The following is a 14,090-nucleotide window of genomic DNA, read 5'->3' as shown; positions in this document are numbered from 1 at the left end:
GTGGGTCACCACTCCAGACGCAGCGACTTGATGCCGTACATGTTCCCGTGCTGCCACAACTCCTGGCCGGGCGCGATCCGGTAGTCGGGGATGCGCCGGTGCCACTCCTCGACCGCCACGTTGAGTTCGAGGCGGGCCAGGTGGGAGCCGAGGCAGCGGTGCGGGCCCGAGCCGAACGCTATGTGGTTGGTGGTCTTGCGGCGCAGGTCCACTTGGAGCGGGTTGTCGTACCGCCCGGGGTCTCGGTTGGTGACCGCGAGCGGCAGCATCACCATCTCGCCCGCCTTGACCGGGCAGCCGCCGATCTCGACGTCCTTCGTCGCCTTCCGTGCCGGGACGACGAACGAGTAGACGCGCAGGATCTCCTCGACCCCGGTGGGGATCAGGGACGGGTCGGCGAGGATCTCCGCCCGTTGCCCGGGGTGCGTGGCGAAGTGGTACAGCGCCCAGCCGATGGAGATCGGGACCGTGTCGAAGCCGGCCTGGAACATCAGGATGCAGAAGGCGTGCATGTCCCGGTCATCGATGGGTTCGCCGTCGATCGTCCAGGTCATGGCGTGGGAGAGCAGGTCGTCGCGGGGTGTCCTGCGGCGCAGGGCGATCTGTTCCTCGAAGTAGGCGGACACCTCGCGCATGGCGGTCATCTGCCGGGCGCCGTCCGGGTCCTCGCCGTGCGAGAGGTGCAGCAGTTCGTGCGTCCAGGCGAGGAAGGTGGCCAGATCCTCCTCCGGCAGGCCCATCAGCCGCATGAAGATCAGGGTCGGGAAGCGGCGTGCGAAGTCGTCGAGCACGTCGGCGCCGTCACGGCCTCTGAACTCGTCGATCATCTCCCCCGCGACCTGCCGGACCTCCGGTTCCCGGGCGGCGACGGCGCTCGGGGAGAAGTAGCGGCCGAGCAGCCGCCGCCACACGTTGTGCACGGGCGGGTCCAGCATCTCGGGGATCCACAGGAACTTCGGGTCCGGTTCGAGCGCGGTCACCGACTTGTTGGAGAAGGTCCGCCAGTCCTGGAGCGCCTTCTGGACCTCCGGGCCGTCCGTGACGACCCAGTAGCCGCGGGCGATGGTGCTGCGGAACCCGGAGTGGGTGCCGGCCATCTCGTCCCAGCGTTCCTGGTGGCTGAGGACGGGGCCGCCGAGCCGGTTGTCGAAGTGGTAGGCGGGCAGGCCGTCGTGGGTTCCCTCGGGTTCGAGCGTCGTACTCATCACGGCTCCTCTCTGGTACGTCCGTCAGGTCGCCGCGCCGTCGATCTTGAGCGCGATCAGCTGGTCCTCGCTCAGGCCGAGTGAGCGCAGGACCTCGTCGGTGTGTTCCGCGAACTGGGGTGCCCGGGTGAGGCTGACCGGGGTCTCGTCGAACTGAACGGGACTGGCGATCAGTTCGCGGTCGACGCCGTCGGCGTCCACGATGGGAGCGACAAGGCCGTTGGCGCGCAGGGCGGGGTCCTGGCCGACCTCCCAGGCGTTCTGGACGGCCGCCCACTGGCCGTCGCCCCGGGAGAGGATCTCGACCCACTCCGCACAGGGGCGGGAGGCGATGAGGTCGGCGACGATGTCCGCTGCCTCGGCGGCGTTGGCCATCAACTTCTCGGTGCTGTCGAAGCGTTCGTCGGCTCCGAGTTCGTCACGGCCGGCCAGCTTGCAGAACTCGGCCCAGTAGCGGCCGGGTTGCAGCATCGACAGTTCGACCCAGCGGTTGTCCGCGGTGCGGTAGGCGCCGATGAGCGGGTTGGTGGCCGAGCCGTGCCGGGGCGGGGTGTTGACCGGGAGCGGGCCGCCCTTCATCAGGGCGAGGTTGACCGTGAACTGTGTCGCCCAGGCGCCGACGCCGACCAACGACACGTCCACGACGGACGGTTCACCGGTCCGGGCGCGGGAGTAGAGGGCGGCGGCGATACCCCCGGCGATGGTCATGCCGCCCATCGAGTCGCCGTAGGCGCCGGCCGGCATCCGGGTCATCCGGTCCGCGCCGGGCGGGGTGACACCGGCGGCGCTTCCGCCGCGCGCCCAGAACGCCGTGCTGTCGTAGCCGCCTTTGCCCGCCTCCTCGCCACGGGCACCGAAGCCGCTGCCGCGGACGTAGATGATGTCGGGGTTGATCGCCCGGACGTCCTCCACATCGATCCGCAGCTTCGCGCGCGCCTCGGGCAGGAAGTTCGTGAGGAACACGTCGCTGTTGCGGATCAGTTCCTCCAGCACGGGGCGTGCGGAAGGCTTCTCCAGCGCGAGGCCGACGCTGCGTTTGCCGCGGTTGGGCCCCTCCATGATCGGGAAGAACGACGACCCCTTGCTGGCGGCCTCGTATCCGAGCACCCGGACCAACCCGCGCTGGGCGTCGCCGCGTTCGGCGTGCTCGATCTTGATCACGTCGGCACCCCAGTCGGCGAGCACGGCACCGGCCGCCGGGACGAAGGTGAACTGCGCGACCTCGAGCACCCGCACGCCCTCCATCGGCCTCTGCATCAGACCAACTCCTCTGCGGCTCACATCGCTATTGCGCATACCCAATGCGCCGAGTCTGCCTCAGAGTATGGACCGAGAGCAACAATAAGTATACTGTTTTCGGCATGCTGGATTTCACGATCGACCCTGACTTCCAGGCCAAGCTCGACTGGGCGGCGGCTTTCGTACGCGAGGAGGTCGAGCCGCTCGACCTCCTTTTCCCGCATGGCGGCGACCCGTACGACACCCGCAACGAGAAGGCCCGCGCGATCCTGAGGCCGCTGCAGCAACAGGTCCGCGAACAGGGTCTGTGGGCCTGTCACCTCGGCCCCGAACTGGCCGGCCCCGGCTACGGTCAGGTGAGGCTCGCCCTCCTCAACGAGATCCTCGGCCGCTCCTACTGGGCCCCGACGGTGTTCGGCACCGCCGCCCCCGACACCGGGAACGCAGAGATCCTGGCCATGTTCGGCACGCAGGAGCAGAAGGCGCGCTACCTACAGCCGCTGCTCGACGGCGAGATCGTCTCCACCTTCTCGATGACCGAGCCGCAAGCGGGCGCCGATCCCAAGGAGTTCGTGTGCCGCGCGTGGCGGGACGGCGACGAGTGGGTGATCGACGGAGAGAAGTGGTTCTCCTCCAACGCCCGTTACGCGGCCTTCCTCATCGTCATGGCCGTCACGGACCCCGACGCATCGCCGCACCAGCGGATGTCGATGTTCATCGTCCCGGCCGAGACACCCGGAATCGAGATCAAGCGCAACGTCGGCACGATGGACGAGCGCGAGAACCTCGGCGAGGGCATCCACGCCTACCTCCGCTACCACCAGGTCCGCGTCCCACTGAACGCGATGCTCGGCGGCCCCGGCGAGGGCTTCAAGGTGGCCCAGGCTCGCCTCGGCGGGGGCCGAGTGCACCATGCCATGCGGACAGTCGGCAAGTGCGCCCGCGCCTTCGACATGATGTGCGAGCGCGCGCTGTCCCGCCGTACGCAGGGCACGCTGCTGGCCGACAAGCAGGCGGTGCAGCAGTTCATCGCGGACTCCTGGGTGGAGTTGCAGCAGTTCCGGCTGCTCGTCCTCAACACCGCCTGGATCATCGACACCCAGCCGCACGGCGCCGCCCGCACCCAGATCGGCATGTGCAAGGTCCAGACGGCCAAGGTGCTGCACGACATCATCCAGCGGGCGGTCCATCTGCACGGCTCGCTAGGCACCACGGGCGAACTCCCGCTCGCCAAGTGGTGGATGGCCGCGCCGAACCTCGCCCTGGCCGATGGCCCGACCGAGGTGCACCGCACCACGATCGCCAAGCAGCTGCTGAAGAACTACCGGCCCGCCGAGGGGCTGTTCCCCAGCGAGCACATCCCGCCGAAATTGGAGGCGGCCCGCAAGCGGTACGCGCACATCATCGAGGACGACAGCCTGTCGGGGCGGGTGGACGCGTGACGCACGGGCGTGAGATGAGCGGGCGTGACGACAAGTCCATCGCACCCGCCGACCTGTTCGACCTCTCCGGCAAGGTCGCGCTGGTCACCGGCGGCAGCCGGGGTCTGGGCCTGGAGATGGTGCGGGCCTTCGCCACCGCGGGCGCCGACGTGGTGATCGCCAGCCGCAAGCTCGACGCGTGCGAGACGGCCGCGGCGGAGGTCCGCGACCTAGGCCGGCGCGCGCTGCCGGTCGCGGCGCACGTGGGCCGCTGGGACGACCTCGGCCGGCTCGCCGACGCCGCATACGAGGAGTTCGGGAAGGTCGACGTCCTCGTCAACAACGCGGGGATGTCGCCGGTGGCCCCGTCGTCGGCCCAGACCAGCGAGGAGCTCTTCGACAAAGTGATCGGGGTCAACTTCAAGGGCCCCTTCCGCCTCGCCTCGCTGATCGGGCAGCGGATGGCCGAGGGGGAGGGCGGCTCGATCATCAACGTGTCCTCCTCGGGAGCGCTGTTCCCGCAGCCGCGGTTCGGGCCGTACGCCGGTGCGAAGGCCGCGCTCAACGCGCTCACCACGGTGTTCGCTCTGGAGTACGGGCCGACGGTGCGCGTCAACACGATATCGGCCGGGCCGTTCCTGACCGATGTCTCGAAGGCCTGGTCGCAGGAGAAGCGTCGGACGACGCGGAGTGCGGTGGGTCGGCCGGGGCGGCCCGAGGAGATCATCAGCACGGCGTTGTATCTGGCGAGTGATGCGTCCAGTTACACGACCGGGTCGCTGATCAGGGTGGACGGCGGGCTGTACTGAGGCGCGAAGTGTCGTTGGTTTTCTGCGGCGCCGTCGTGGCTGGTCGCGCAGTTCCCCGCGCCCCTTCGGGGGCACTGCAGCTCAGACCCTTCCAAGCAGTTCCGTCGCTTCCTCCAGCAGCACCGGCAGTGCGGGCAGCATCCGGCGGTGCATGTCCTTCAACTCCCCCGCTTTTCGGGCGCGTTTGATCAGCAGCGCGGTCGCCGCCGACTCCTTGTATTTGGTCAGGGCTTCGAACCAGCCCAGGTCTCTCAGCGGCTCCCCCCTGATCTCCTGGTAGGCGTCGATCAGTTCGGTCTTGACCGGCATCCCGGTCGGCTCGTCGGAGGGTGAGGCCGGGTGCCGGGCCTCGTCGGTGAAGAAGGTCAGCCAGGTCAGGTCGACACGGGGGTCGCCCAGCGCCCAGATCTCCCAGTCGATGATCGAGGTGACCGAGTCGCCTTCGCACAGGGTGTTGCCGAGCCGGTAGTCGCCGTGCGTGAAGACCGGCATCATCGCGTCCGGCACCGTGGCGTGCAGCCGGTCCGCGACCGCCCGGTAGCCGGTGCGCAGGTCCTCGAGGACGGTCGTGAACGCCCGGGTCCAGCGGTCGATCTCGGCGCCGAGTGTCACAACGGGCTCCACCGCCAGGGGAGTTCGTTTCGGGTCCGCCCGGTGCAGATGGGCGAGCATCCGGGCCGCGTCGAGGGCCCGGGCCCGCACCTGCCCCGCGGGAACGGTCCCCCGAGGCACCAGCACCGGCTCCAGGCACTCCCCGGCCACCAACTCCATCGCGACAAAGGGCTGGCGGGCGATCGGCGCGCCCTTGTCGGCGAACAACACCTTCGGCACCTGTACGCCCGCCACTCCCGCCAGCACCTGCATGAGCCGCGCCTGCCGCAGCACGTCCCGGTTGCGGACCGGTTCCAGGCCGGGCGGGGCGACCTTGAGGACGACGCGCTCGTACCCGGCGGGGACACCCACCAGCGTGGCCACGTACGTCAGGCTCGACGTGCCGCCGGTGAGCGGTTCGACCGACTTCACCGTGGCCTCGGGAGCCCAGCCCCGCAGCACGACGGACGTGCGCTCCGTCAACTCCGCGGTCAGGTCGGCGCTGTTCGTGATGACGCTCATGTCCTCATCCCTGTCGGCCGACGGCGTGGCTGTGTTCGGCGGTCAGCGCCTCGACGATGTCGCGGCGTACGAGCTTGCCGGTCGGGGTGCGGGGCAGCTCTCGCCAGCGGGTGATGCGGTCCGGCGTCTTCGAGCCACGGAGTGTGCCGCGCACCTGCGCGCGCAGGGCGTCCGCGTCGACTGTCGCCCCCTCGCGCAGCACGACCACCGCCTCGATCCGCTGACCCCACTCCTCGTCCGGGACGCCGACGACGACCGCGTCGAGCACGTCCGGGTGGCCGAGCAGGACGTCCTCGATCTCGGCGGGCGCGATGTTCTCGGCACCGCGGATGATCGTGTCGTCGGCCCTGCCCTCGATGTGGAGATAGCCGTCGGCGTCGAGGCGCCCCTGGTCACGGGTGTGGAAGAAGCCCCGTGCGTCGACCGAGGAACCCCGCCCGGCGTACTCGCCCGACACCTGCTCCCCGCGCACCCAGATCTGGCCGGTCTCGCCGACTGCGACAACCTCGCCGGACACGTCCCGGACCTCCAACTCGACACCCGGCACCGGCAGTCCGGCCGAGCCGAGCCGGCCCCGAACCGCCGGATCGTCGCTCGCCACGGCCGTCCGGTGTTCCTCCGGCCCCAGGACGGTGATCGTGGACGAGGTCTCGGTGAGCCCGTAGGCGTTGACGAAGTCCACGCGCGGCCACTCGTTCAGCGCGGTCTCGATGACCCGCACCGGCATCCTGGCTCCCCCGTAGGCGAGCGCTCGCAGCGAGGGCACCGACCGGTCCAGGCCGTCGGTGTCCATGAGGCGGGCCAGCATCGTCGGGACCACCATCGCGTGGGTGACGCGCTCCCGACGTACGAACCCGAGCCAGCCCTCGGGCGTGAACTGCTCCAGTGTCAGCGCCCGGCGTCCCGCGTACAGGTTCGTCAGCACGTTGGAGACGGCGGCGATGTGGTACGGCGGCACGCTCACCAGGGCCGCCTCCTCGGGGTCGGCGCCGGCGAACTCCACTGTGCCGAGCACGTACGACACCAGGTTCTGGTGGCGCAGGACCACGCCCTTCGGGGTGGAGGTCGTGCCGCTGGTGTAGATGAGGACGGCGGGCGAGTCGGATGGCTCGGGATCCCTGTCGGCGGGGTGCCCGTCGGCCTGCGCCAGCCATTCGGCCGGGCTGAGGACCGGCAGTCCGGCGCGGCGCAACGCCTCGCCGTGTTCCGCGTCGGCGATGCCCAGCGCGCGGGGGTGGTTCGCCAGCAGCGTGTCGAGCTGGGCCTCGCCGAGGCGGTAGTTGACCGGGATCAGCGGTACTCCGGCGCGGGCCGCGGCGAACAGGGCGACCGGGAGGGCCGGGCCGTTCACGGCGAGGTACACGATCGCGTCGGCGTCGGCCGCCTTCACCAAGTGGGCTCCGCCGAGGGCCAGTTCGCGCAGTCGTCCGGCGGTCAGACCCTCCGCCGTACGCCCGATGACGACCCGGTCGCCGAATCCTTCGGCGGCCATGTCCAGCAGCATCGATAGGTTCACCGGCCGCCCGTCCCCTCAGTCCGAGGCCGGGAGCGGCTTGGCACTCTTCATGGGCAGCGGGACGCCGTTCACCGCCAGTGTTCCCGGCCCGGGTTTCGTGCACAGGAACTCGACACCGAGGTCCTCGTCGGCGTACCGCTTGCCCAGCAGTGCGCCGCCCATCAGGTCGGGGTCGGGCGTACCGGTGACCGCGGGCCCGCTTCCCTCGACCATGGCCGCCCCGCCGCACGTGATCTCCAGGTCCTCGTCCGGGCACCGCACGACGATCACCGCCGTCGTGTCGACCGTACTGCCGAGCATCTGCCCCACGCGTGGCCTCATCGCAGTGTCCTCCGCGGCTCTCGTGGTACCGAGTCAGGGGTCCCGAGTACCAGAGAAGAGTATACTACTTATCCAGATCACGTCGAGATCAACGTCGCGAGCGGAGCTGCCGGATGGAACTCAAGACCGTCCTGTTCGAGGTGACCGACCACATCGCCACGATCACTCTCAACCGGCCCGAGGCCATGAACGGCTTCAACCAGCGGATGCTGGAGGAGTTCAGCACCCTCTGGCACATCGTCAAGGCCGACGACGACGTGCGGGTCGTGGTACTGCGCGGCGCGGGCGACCGGGCCTTCTGCACGGGCATGGACGTGAAGGAGGGCATCGACCGCCACCCCAACGTCTGGTCGCAGACCGATCCCGGGGAGTACCTCTCCCCCAAGCTCAACCAGGTGTGGAAGCCCCTGGTGTGCGCGGTGCACGGCATGGCCGCCGGCGGCGCCTTCTACTGGCTCAACGAGGCCGACATCATGATCTGTTCGGAGGAGGCCACCTTCTTCGACCCGCACGTCAGCTACGGACTCACGGCGGCCCTGGAACCGATCGGACTCGCCCGGCGCATCCCGCTCGGCGAGGCGCTGCGTATCGCCCTGCTCGGCCTCGACGAGCGAGTGTCGGCGACGCGCGCCCTCCAGATCGGCCTGGTCAGCGAGGTACTGCCGCGCGAGGGCCTGTGGCAGCGGGCCGACGACATCGCCCGCCTCATCGCCGCCAAACCGCCCGCCGCGATCCAGGGCACCGTGCGGGCGATCTGGGAGTCACTGGACTCCACGCGCACTCAGGCGCTGCGCACCGGACTGTCGTACACACAGATCGGCAACCCGATCGGGAAGGCCGAGGTCGAGCGCGACGCGGTGCCCAGGGGGCAGTGGACACTGCGCTGACACTCCCCTACCCTCCCTTAAATAAGTGTCCTTTATTAAGGCAGCATCCGGCTTCAGGGTGACCAGTGGGAGGCTCTCATGCGGTTCGGCATGCCATGGCCGGGGCGGGACGTCGGACGCGAGGCCGAGCAGGCCGGTGTGAGCGCCTTCTGTGCCGGGGAGTTCGCCGACCACGACGCCTACCTCACCGTGGCCGACATCGTGGCGAACACCGAACACGCCCTGGCCGGCCCCGCGATCGCCTACGCGTTCGCCCGCACCCCCTACGCACACGCGACCGCCCTGCGCCATCTGCACGCCCAGGCTCCGGGCCGGTTGTTCCTCGGCCTGGGCAGCGCGGCGTTCCGGATCAACCGGGACTGGCTGGGTGTACCCCCCGAACGACCGGTGGACCGGATCGCGGAGACCGTCGGGGCCGTACGAGCCTGGCTGCACGCGGAGAACGGCGAACGCATCCACTATTCCGGCGAGTTCTACTCGCTCGACGCGGACGTCCGCGCCCCGGTACTCGGCCGGCTGGACATCCCGGTCCTGCTCGCCGCGTTCAACACCCGTATGGCCGCGACCGCGGGCCGGGTCGCCGACGGGGTCATCGGGCACGGTCTGTTCACCGACTCGTGGTGGAACGAGGTCGTACGGCCCTCCGCCGAGCGCGGCCGCGACGGCGGGGCGCGTCCGATCGAACACGGCTGGATCATCACGGCGGTCGACGACGACGCTCCCGAACGGGCGGTCGCCGACGCACGGCGGATGATCGCCTTCTACCTCACGGTCAAGACGTACGACCCCTATGTGGTCCGCCACGGCTGGGAGGAACCCGTCGCACGGCTGCGTACGGCGTTCCGGGCGGGCGACACCGACGCCATGGCGCGGGCGGTGACCGACGAGATGGTCACCGAGATCGCCGTGTGCGGGACGACCGCCGACGCCAAGGACACCCTCGCCCGCCGCGCCGGATCCCTGCCCCGTGACGTCGGCTACTTCGCGCCCCCGAGTTTCCTGGTGAGCCCTCGGCGCCGGGCCGCTTACGCCCTGGCCGGTCTCGCGCTGCTCGGCTCCGTGCCGGATCAGGACTGAGGGACCGGCCCCGGCGCTCCGGGGCCGGTCGCCGCGGTGGATCAGGCGTCCTGCGGAAGCGGCGCCAGTTTCCTGCTCTTGTCGAAGTGCACGACGTCGGCGAGTGTGCCGCCCAGGATGGCCGCGCGGTCCTCGTCGGGGACGCCCTCGAAGTTCTCGGCGATGCACTCCGCGCTGCTGCGGAAGGTGCCCTCGGCGTGCGGGTAGTCGTTGCCCCACATGACCGTCGACAAACCGGTGATGTGGCGGGCCTTGACGGCTGTCGGGTCGTCCGCGAACTGGACGTGGATCTGACGGCGGACATAGTCGGTGGGCTTGAGCGGGTAGGGCCACTGGTCGTTGATGGCGAACAGCCGTCCCATGGAGGGCTGCTCCTTCGGCCCCCGGTTGTCGTCCCAGAAGCCGAGCCACCAGTCGGGGTCCTGGCCGGTGCCGGTCTTCCAGGCCTTGTCCATGTAGCCCATGAAGGAGACCAGCCAGCCGGCCGTGTACTCGATCAGGTTGAAGTGCAGGTCCGGGAAGCGCTCGCAGACGCCTCCGCCGACGAGGCTGGCGATGATGCCCTGCGGGCTGGCGACGGACGAGCCGACCGCGGTACCCATGGTCCGGCCCGCCACCATGTCGTCGGTCAGGTTGCCCTTGCCCATGTTCATGGCCGTCATCAGGCCCCGGACGGTCACCGCCGTCCCGGACACCTCCTCCCTGACCTTCACTCCGCCGGTGGCCACGTGGATGAACACCGGCAGCCCGTGCGCCTGGGCCGCCGCCCAGACCGGGTCGTACTCCCGCGCGTAGTACGGCAGGGGCGGGATCTCCGGCAGCAGGATCGCCCCGAGTCCCATCCGCGCGCAGCGTTCGATCTCGGCCACTGCCTCGGGGACGTCCGTGAGCGGGATCGCCGCCGTCGGGCGCAGCCGGTCCTTGTAGGGCAGATAGCGCTCGACGAGGTAGTCGTTCCACACGCGGGCGTGTGCCATGGACAGCTCGTGGTCGTCGGTGAACAGGACGAACAGCGAGAGGTTGGGGAACATGACCGAGGCGTCGACGCCGTCGAGGTTCATGTCACGGATGATGTGCTCCGGGTCGCCGTCCGGGGTCTCCCCGCCGATCTGGCGGTACTTGGAGATGGTCCAGCCGTCGAACCCGATGGTGTGCAGCTTCTTGAACTCGGTGTGGCCGCCCGGAACGATCGGCTCGTCCAGGGTGAACTCCTCTTCCCACAGTGCCCGCTCGCGAAGATGCTTGGGCAACCGGGCCTTGAAGAGATCGACCGGCTCGATGATGTGCGAATCGCCGGACACGACAAATTCCTTGAACACAGGCGGTACCTCTTTCGAACCTCGTCGTTCGTGCCAGAACCCACCCCGCGGATGAGGCCGAAGTTAGCTGTACCGATCGGTCTAGTCAATGATTCAGCATACGGAATAGTGGATCAGCGCAGCTCCAAAGACTGACCGACCGCCGACATAAAGCTGACGTCTCGCCTCACCTTCCCGAGAGGCTTCAATTCAGTACACTCAAATACCCACGCTGTAGGCGATCAGGAGACGGCATGACGACGGCGTACTCGTTCTCAGCGCAGCTCTACATCGACGGACGCCGGACGGAAGGCCGGTCGGACGCCTCGCTGCTCGTCCGCAATCCGGCCACCGAGGAGACGGTGGCGGAGGTCCCCGGCTCGTCCCCCGCGGACGTACGTCAGGCGGTCGAGGCGGCCCGGCGCGCCTTCGACGAGGGTCCCTGGCCGCGGATGAGGCCCGCGGAACGGGCGGCCGTGCTGCTGCGCATGGCGGAGGAGATGGAGCGCCGGCTGCCCGAACTCGTGGCGGTCAACATGGCCGAGGCGGGCTCGGTCCGGGTGCTGGCCGAGACCCTTCAGACCCGGGTCCCGGTGACGCATCTGCGGGACATGGCCGAGCGCGTGATGCCGGCCTTCGCCTGGGAGCGCCCGATGGAGCCGACGATCGGGCCGGGCATCGGCATCTCCCAAGGAGTGCTGCGCCGCGAGGCGTTCGGTGTGTGCGCCCTGATCTCCGCCTACAACTTCCCGTTCTTCCTCAGCATGATGAAGGTGATCCCGGCCCTCGCGGCGGGCTGTACGGCCGTACTGAAGCCGGCGCCTGCCACCCCTCTGGAATCCCTCCTGATCGGCGACTTCGCCGACGCCGCCGGACTTCCGCCGGGCGTGCTCAACATCGTGACGGGTGACATCGAGGCAGGCCGCGAACTCACCACCCACCCCATGGTCGACCTCGTCAGCTTCACCGGCTCGGACACGGTCGGGCGCACGGTCTACGCCCAGGCCGCGGCCTCCCTGAAGAAGGTCGTCCTCGAACTCGGCGGCAAATCGGCCAACATCGTCCGAGCGGACGGCGACCTGGACGGCGCCGTCCGCTCGGCGCTCACGGGCATCACCACCCACGCCGGCCAGGGCTGCTCCCTGCTGACCCGCACGCTGGTTCACGAGTCCGTCCACGACGAACTCGTCGACCGGCTCAGTGCGGCCCTCGCCCAGGTCCGGGTCGGTGATCCGGCCGACTCGTCGACCACCATGGGCCCGTTGATCAGCGAGGCTCAGCGGGCCAAGGTCGAGAGGCTGATCCGGACCGGCGAGAAGGAGGGCGCACGTCTCGTCACCGGGGGCGGGCGCCCGGCCGGACTCGACCGGGGCTACTTCGTGGAGCCCACGCTCTTCGCCGACGTCGACAACGACATGACCATCGCGCGTACGGAGTTCTTCGGACCGGTCGGTGTCGTCATCCCGTTCCGTACGGACGAGGAGGCGGTCCGGATCGCGAACGACAGTCCGTACGGTCTCGCCGGTGCCGTCTGGAGCGCCGACACCCTGGCCGCGTACGAGATGGCGTCCCGCATTCGGGCCGGCGGTGTCGCGATCAACGGCGGCAGCGCCGGGGTGAATCCGCGGGCCGCGTTCGGTGGGTACAAGCAGAGCGGACTGGGCCGGGAGTGGGGCGAGTTCGGGCTGGAGGAGTATCTCCAGACCAAGACGGTCAGCTGGGCGGCACGCTGAGGCGCATGCCGCCCGGCCGCAAGTCGACGGTGACCTTCACGCCGGGCATCTGCTCGCCGCAGGCCGGCGCCCCTGCCTGGTCGGGCACGGTCAGCCACAGCACGCCGTCCGCCCAGTGGCACCCCCGTCCTTCGGCTCCGGCCTCGATCACCGTCGTTCACACCGTCAGGACCATGGCCGAGGCCATGCCGCCGCCCGCGCACATGGCCGCGACGGCGGTTCCGCCGCCCCTGCGGCGCAGCTCGTGCGCGAGCGTCACGACCATGCGCGTGCCGGTCGTCGCGATCGGGTGGCCGAGGCTGCACCCGCTGCCGAACGGGTTGACCCGTTCCGGGTCGAGGCCCAGTTCGCGGGTGGTGGCGAGGGCCACCGCGGCGAAGGCTTCGTTGATCTCGTACAGGTCGACGTCGCCGATGCCGAGCCCGGCACGGTCAAGCGCCTTGCGGATGGCGGCGATCGGCGCGAGCCCTGTCTCGACGGGGTCGACTCCCACGCTCGCCCAGGACCGGACGGTCGCGATCGGGGTGAGTCCGTGCGCGGCGGCCACGTCCGAGCCGGCGACCAGGACCGCGGCCGCGCCGTCGTTGACTCCGCTGGAGTTGCCGGCGGTGATGGAGAACCCCTCGATCTCGGGGTGCAGCGGCTTGAGCGCGGCCAGCTTCTCCAGGCTGGTGTCGCGGCGCGGATGCTCGTCGGTGTCGAACACCGAGGCCGTCCCGTCCCGGTCGGTGACCTCGACGGGCACGATCTCGTCGGCGAACCGGCCTTCTTCGACAGCCCTGATGGCCCGCTCGTGCGACCGCAGGGCCCAGGCGTCCATCTCCTCACGGGTGAGACCGGCCCGCTGTGCCGTGTTCCAACCGACCAACATCGCCATGTCGTTGTTGGGTGCCTCGGGTGTCGAGACATGGGTCGGCGACATCCAGGGGTCCTGCCAGTCGTCGGTGCCGGGGATCCGGCGCCGGGCCACCGGGGCCGTGGAGGACGACTGTGTCCCGCCCGCGATGACCGCCCGGTCCATCCCGGCCCGCACACCGGCCGCGGCGCTCGCCACGCTCGCGAGGCCGGAGGCGCAGTGCCGGTTGTGGGCCAGACCGGGGACGTGGGTGAGTCCCGCCCGGAGGGCCGCGTGGCGGGCGATGTCGCCGCCTCCTGCCAGGGATTCGCCCAGGACCACGTCGTCGATCTGCTCGGCCGGCAGTCCGCTGCGACGCGCGGCCTCGCGGACGACGACCGCGGCGAGTTCGAAGGCGTCGGTGTCTCGCAGGGTTCCTCGGCGGGCGGTTCCGATCGCGGTGCGGCACGCGGAGAGAAGAACGGCATCAACCATGAATTCAGAGTACTTAAATGAGATGGTGTCCGACAGAGAGCCCGCTACTGACCTTGTTGCCGTGATGTCGGCAAGGTGAGGCCAGTTTCGGTGAAGCATCCGTCGATGAGGTTGCTTCGGTACTGGATCTCGCGGAGACCG

General features: G+C 69.7%; 13 protein-coding genes. 5 read left to right on the top strand and 8 right to left on the bottom strand.

The genetic code is table 11. From position 1 onward, the window contains the following. Positions 1 to 5: 5 nt before the first annotated feature. Both TN53_RS19200 and TN53_RS19195 read right to left on the bottom strand, forming a co-directional pair. Positions 6 to 1,205 (bottom strand): cytochrome P450, encoded by a 1,200-nt coding sequence (locus TN53_RS19200; protein WP_046259777.1) that lies wholly within the window; start codon positions 1,203 to 1,205, stop codon positions 6 to 8. Positions 1,206 to 1,229: 24 nt separating this feature from the next. Further along, entirely contained in the window at positions 1,230 to 2,462 is a 1,233-nt protein-coding gene (locus TN53_RS19195) for a CaiB/BaiF CoA transferase family protein (protein ID WP_046259776.1), read from the bottom strand. Between the two features lie 104 nt (positions 2,463 to 2,566). Here TN53_RS19195 and TN53_RS19190 point away from each other — a divergent pair, with 104 nt between their 5' ends. Beyond that, positions 2,567 to 3,886: an acyl-CoA dehydrogenase family protein gene (locus TN53_RS19190; protein ID WP_046259775.1), complete on the top strand. Its 1,320-nt coding sequence runs from the start codon at positions 2,567 to 2,569 to the stop codon at positions 3,884 to 3,886. Positions 3,887 to 3,900: 14 nt separating this feature from the next. Next, a complete protein-coding gene (locus TN53_RS19185) occupies positions 3,901 to 4,674 on the top strand; it encodes an SDR family NAD(P)-dependent oxidoreductase (protein WP_046259868.1) in 774 nt (257 codons plus the stop codon). 81 nt (positions 4,675 to 4,755) lie between these two features. On the opposite strand, the gene TN53_RS19180 is transcribed toward TN53_RS19185, so the two are convergent. From TN53_RS19180 to TN53_RS19170, 3 genes are read right to left on the bottom strand one after another with little or no spacing between them, the layout of a single operon-like run. After that, the gene (locus TN53_RS19180; RefSeq protein WP_046259774.1) at positions 4,756 to 5,787 is read right to left on the bottom strand and encodes a phosphotransferase family protein; all 1,032 of its coding nucleotides are present in this window, start codon (positions 5,785 to 5,787) and stop codon (positions 4,756 to 4,758) included. A 4-nt stretch (positions 5,788 to 5,791) separates the two neighbouring features. Continuing rightward, positions 5,792 to 7,303 (bottom strand): class I adenylate-forming enzyme family protein, encoded by a 1,512-nt coding sequence (locus TN53_RS19175; protein ID WP_046259773.1) that lies wholly within the window; start codon positions 7,301 to 7,303, stop codon positions 5,792 to 5,794. Positions 7,304 to 7,318: 15 nt separating this feature from the next. Next, positions 7,319 to 7,624, bottom strand: coding sequence for a hypothetical protein (locus tag TN53_RS19170; protein ID WP_046259772.1), 306 nt, complete (start codon positions 7,622 to 7,624; stop codon positions 7,319 to 7,321). Positions 7,625 to 7,737: 113 nt separating this feature from the next. Here TN53_RS19170 and TN53_RS19165 point away from each other — a divergent pair, with 113 nt between their 5' ends. Then, positions 7,738 to 8,511 carry an enoyl-CoA hydratase/isomerase family protein gene (locus tag TN53_RS19165; RefSeq protein ID WP_046259771.1) on the top strand — a complete coding sequence of 258 codons (774 nt, stop codon included), beginning with the start codon at positions 7,738 to 7,740 and terminating at the stop codon, positions 8,509 to 8,511. A gap of 78 nt (positions 8,512 to 8,589) precedes the next feature. Then, positions 8,590 to 9,588 carry an LLM class flavin-dependent oxidoreductase gene (locus tag TN53_RS19160; protein ID WP_046259770.1) on the top strand — a complete coding sequence of 333 codons (999 nt, stop codon included), beginning with the start codon at positions 8,590 to 8,592 and terminating at the stop codon, positions 9,586 to 9,588. 41 nt (positions 9,589 to 9,629) lie between these two features. Here TN53_RS19160 and TN53_RS19155 read toward each other — a convergent pair whose 3' ends face one another. Next, positions 9,630 to 10,889 (bottom strand): amidohydrolase family protein, encoded by a 1,260-nt coding sequence (locus TN53_RS19155; protein WP_199924612.1) that lies wholly within the window; start codon positions 10,887 to 10,889, stop codon positions 9,630 to 9,632. 251 nt (positions 10,890 to 11,140) lie between these two features. Between TN53_RS19155 and TN53_RS19150 the strand changes: the two genes are divergently transcribed. After that, positions 11,141 to 12,619 (top strand): aldehyde dehydrogenase family protein, encoded by a 1,479-nt coding sequence (locus TN53_RS19150; RefSeq protein WP_046259768.1) that lies wholly within the window; start codon positions 11,141 to 11,143, stop codon positions 12,617 to 12,619. On the opposite strand, the gene TN53_RS47350 is transcribed toward TN53_RS19150, so the two are convergent. Then, positions 12,600 to 12,770: a hypothetical protein gene (locus TN53_RS47350; protein ID WP_159038160.1), complete on the bottom strand. Its 171-nt coding sequence runs from the start codon at positions 12,768 to 12,770 to the stop codon at positions 12,600 to 12,602. The two genes, TN53_RS19150 and TN53_RS47350, sit on opposite strands and share 20 nt — an antisense overlap. A gap of 6 nt (positions 12,771 to 12,776) precedes the next feature. Further along, positions 12,777 to 13,949 (bottom strand): thiolase family protein, encoded by a 1,173-nt coding sequence (locus tag TN53_RS19145; protein WP_046259767.1) that lies wholly within the window; start codon positions 13,947 to 13,949, stop codon positions 12,777 to 12,779. Between the last annotated feature and the right edge of the window lie 141 nt (positions 13,950 to 14,090).

The organism is Streptomyces sp. WM6386 (genome assembly GCF_000972385.1).
Lineage (GTDB): Bacteria > Actinomycetota > Actinomycetes > Streptomycetales > Streptomycetaceae > Streptomyces.
The sequence above is the reverse complement of the archived record's forward strand: the minus strand, read 5'-3'. Positions and strand labels throughout refer to the sequence as shown.

Coding starts and splice junctions, on each gene's coding strand:
- TN53_RS19200 (WP_046259777.1), bottom strand. CDS start 1,205: ATGAGTACGACGCTCGAACCCGAGGGAACCCACGACGGCCTGCCCGCC.
- TN53_RS19195 (WP_046259776.1), bottom strand. CDS start 2,462: ATGCAGAGGCCGATGGAGGGCGTGCGGGTGCTCGAGGTCGCGCAGTTC.
- TN53_RS19190 (WP_046259775.1), top strand. CDS start 2,567: ATGCTGGATTTCACGATCGACCCTGACTTCCAGGCCAAGCTCGACTGG.
- TN53_RS19185 (WP_046259868.1), top strand. CDS start 3,901: ATGAGCGGGCGTGACGACAAGTCCATCGCACCCGCCGACCTGTTCGAC.
- TN53_RS19180 (WP_046259774.1), bottom strand. CDS start 5,787: ATGAGCGTCATCACGAACAGCGCCGACCTGACCGCGGAGTTGACGGAG.
- TN53_RS19170 (WP_046259772.1), bottom strand. CDS start 7,624: ATGAGGCCACGCGTGGGGCAGATGCTCGGCAGTACGGTCGACACGACG.
- TN53_RS19165 (WP_046259771.1), top strand. CDS start 7,738: ATGGAACTCAAGACCGTCCTGTTCGAGGTGACCGACCACATCGCCACG.
- TN53_RS19160 (WP_046259770.1), top strand. CDS start 8,590: ATGCGGTTCGGCATGCCATGGCCGGGGCGGGACGTCGGACGCGAGGCC.
- TN53_RS19150 (WP_046259768.1), top strand. CDS start 11,141: ATGACGACGGCGTACTCGTTCTCAGCGCAGCTCTACATCGACGGACGC.
- TN53_RS19145 (WP_046259767.1), bottom strand. CDS start 13,949: ATGGTTGATGCCGTTCTTCTCTCCGCGTGCCGCACCGCGATCGGAACC.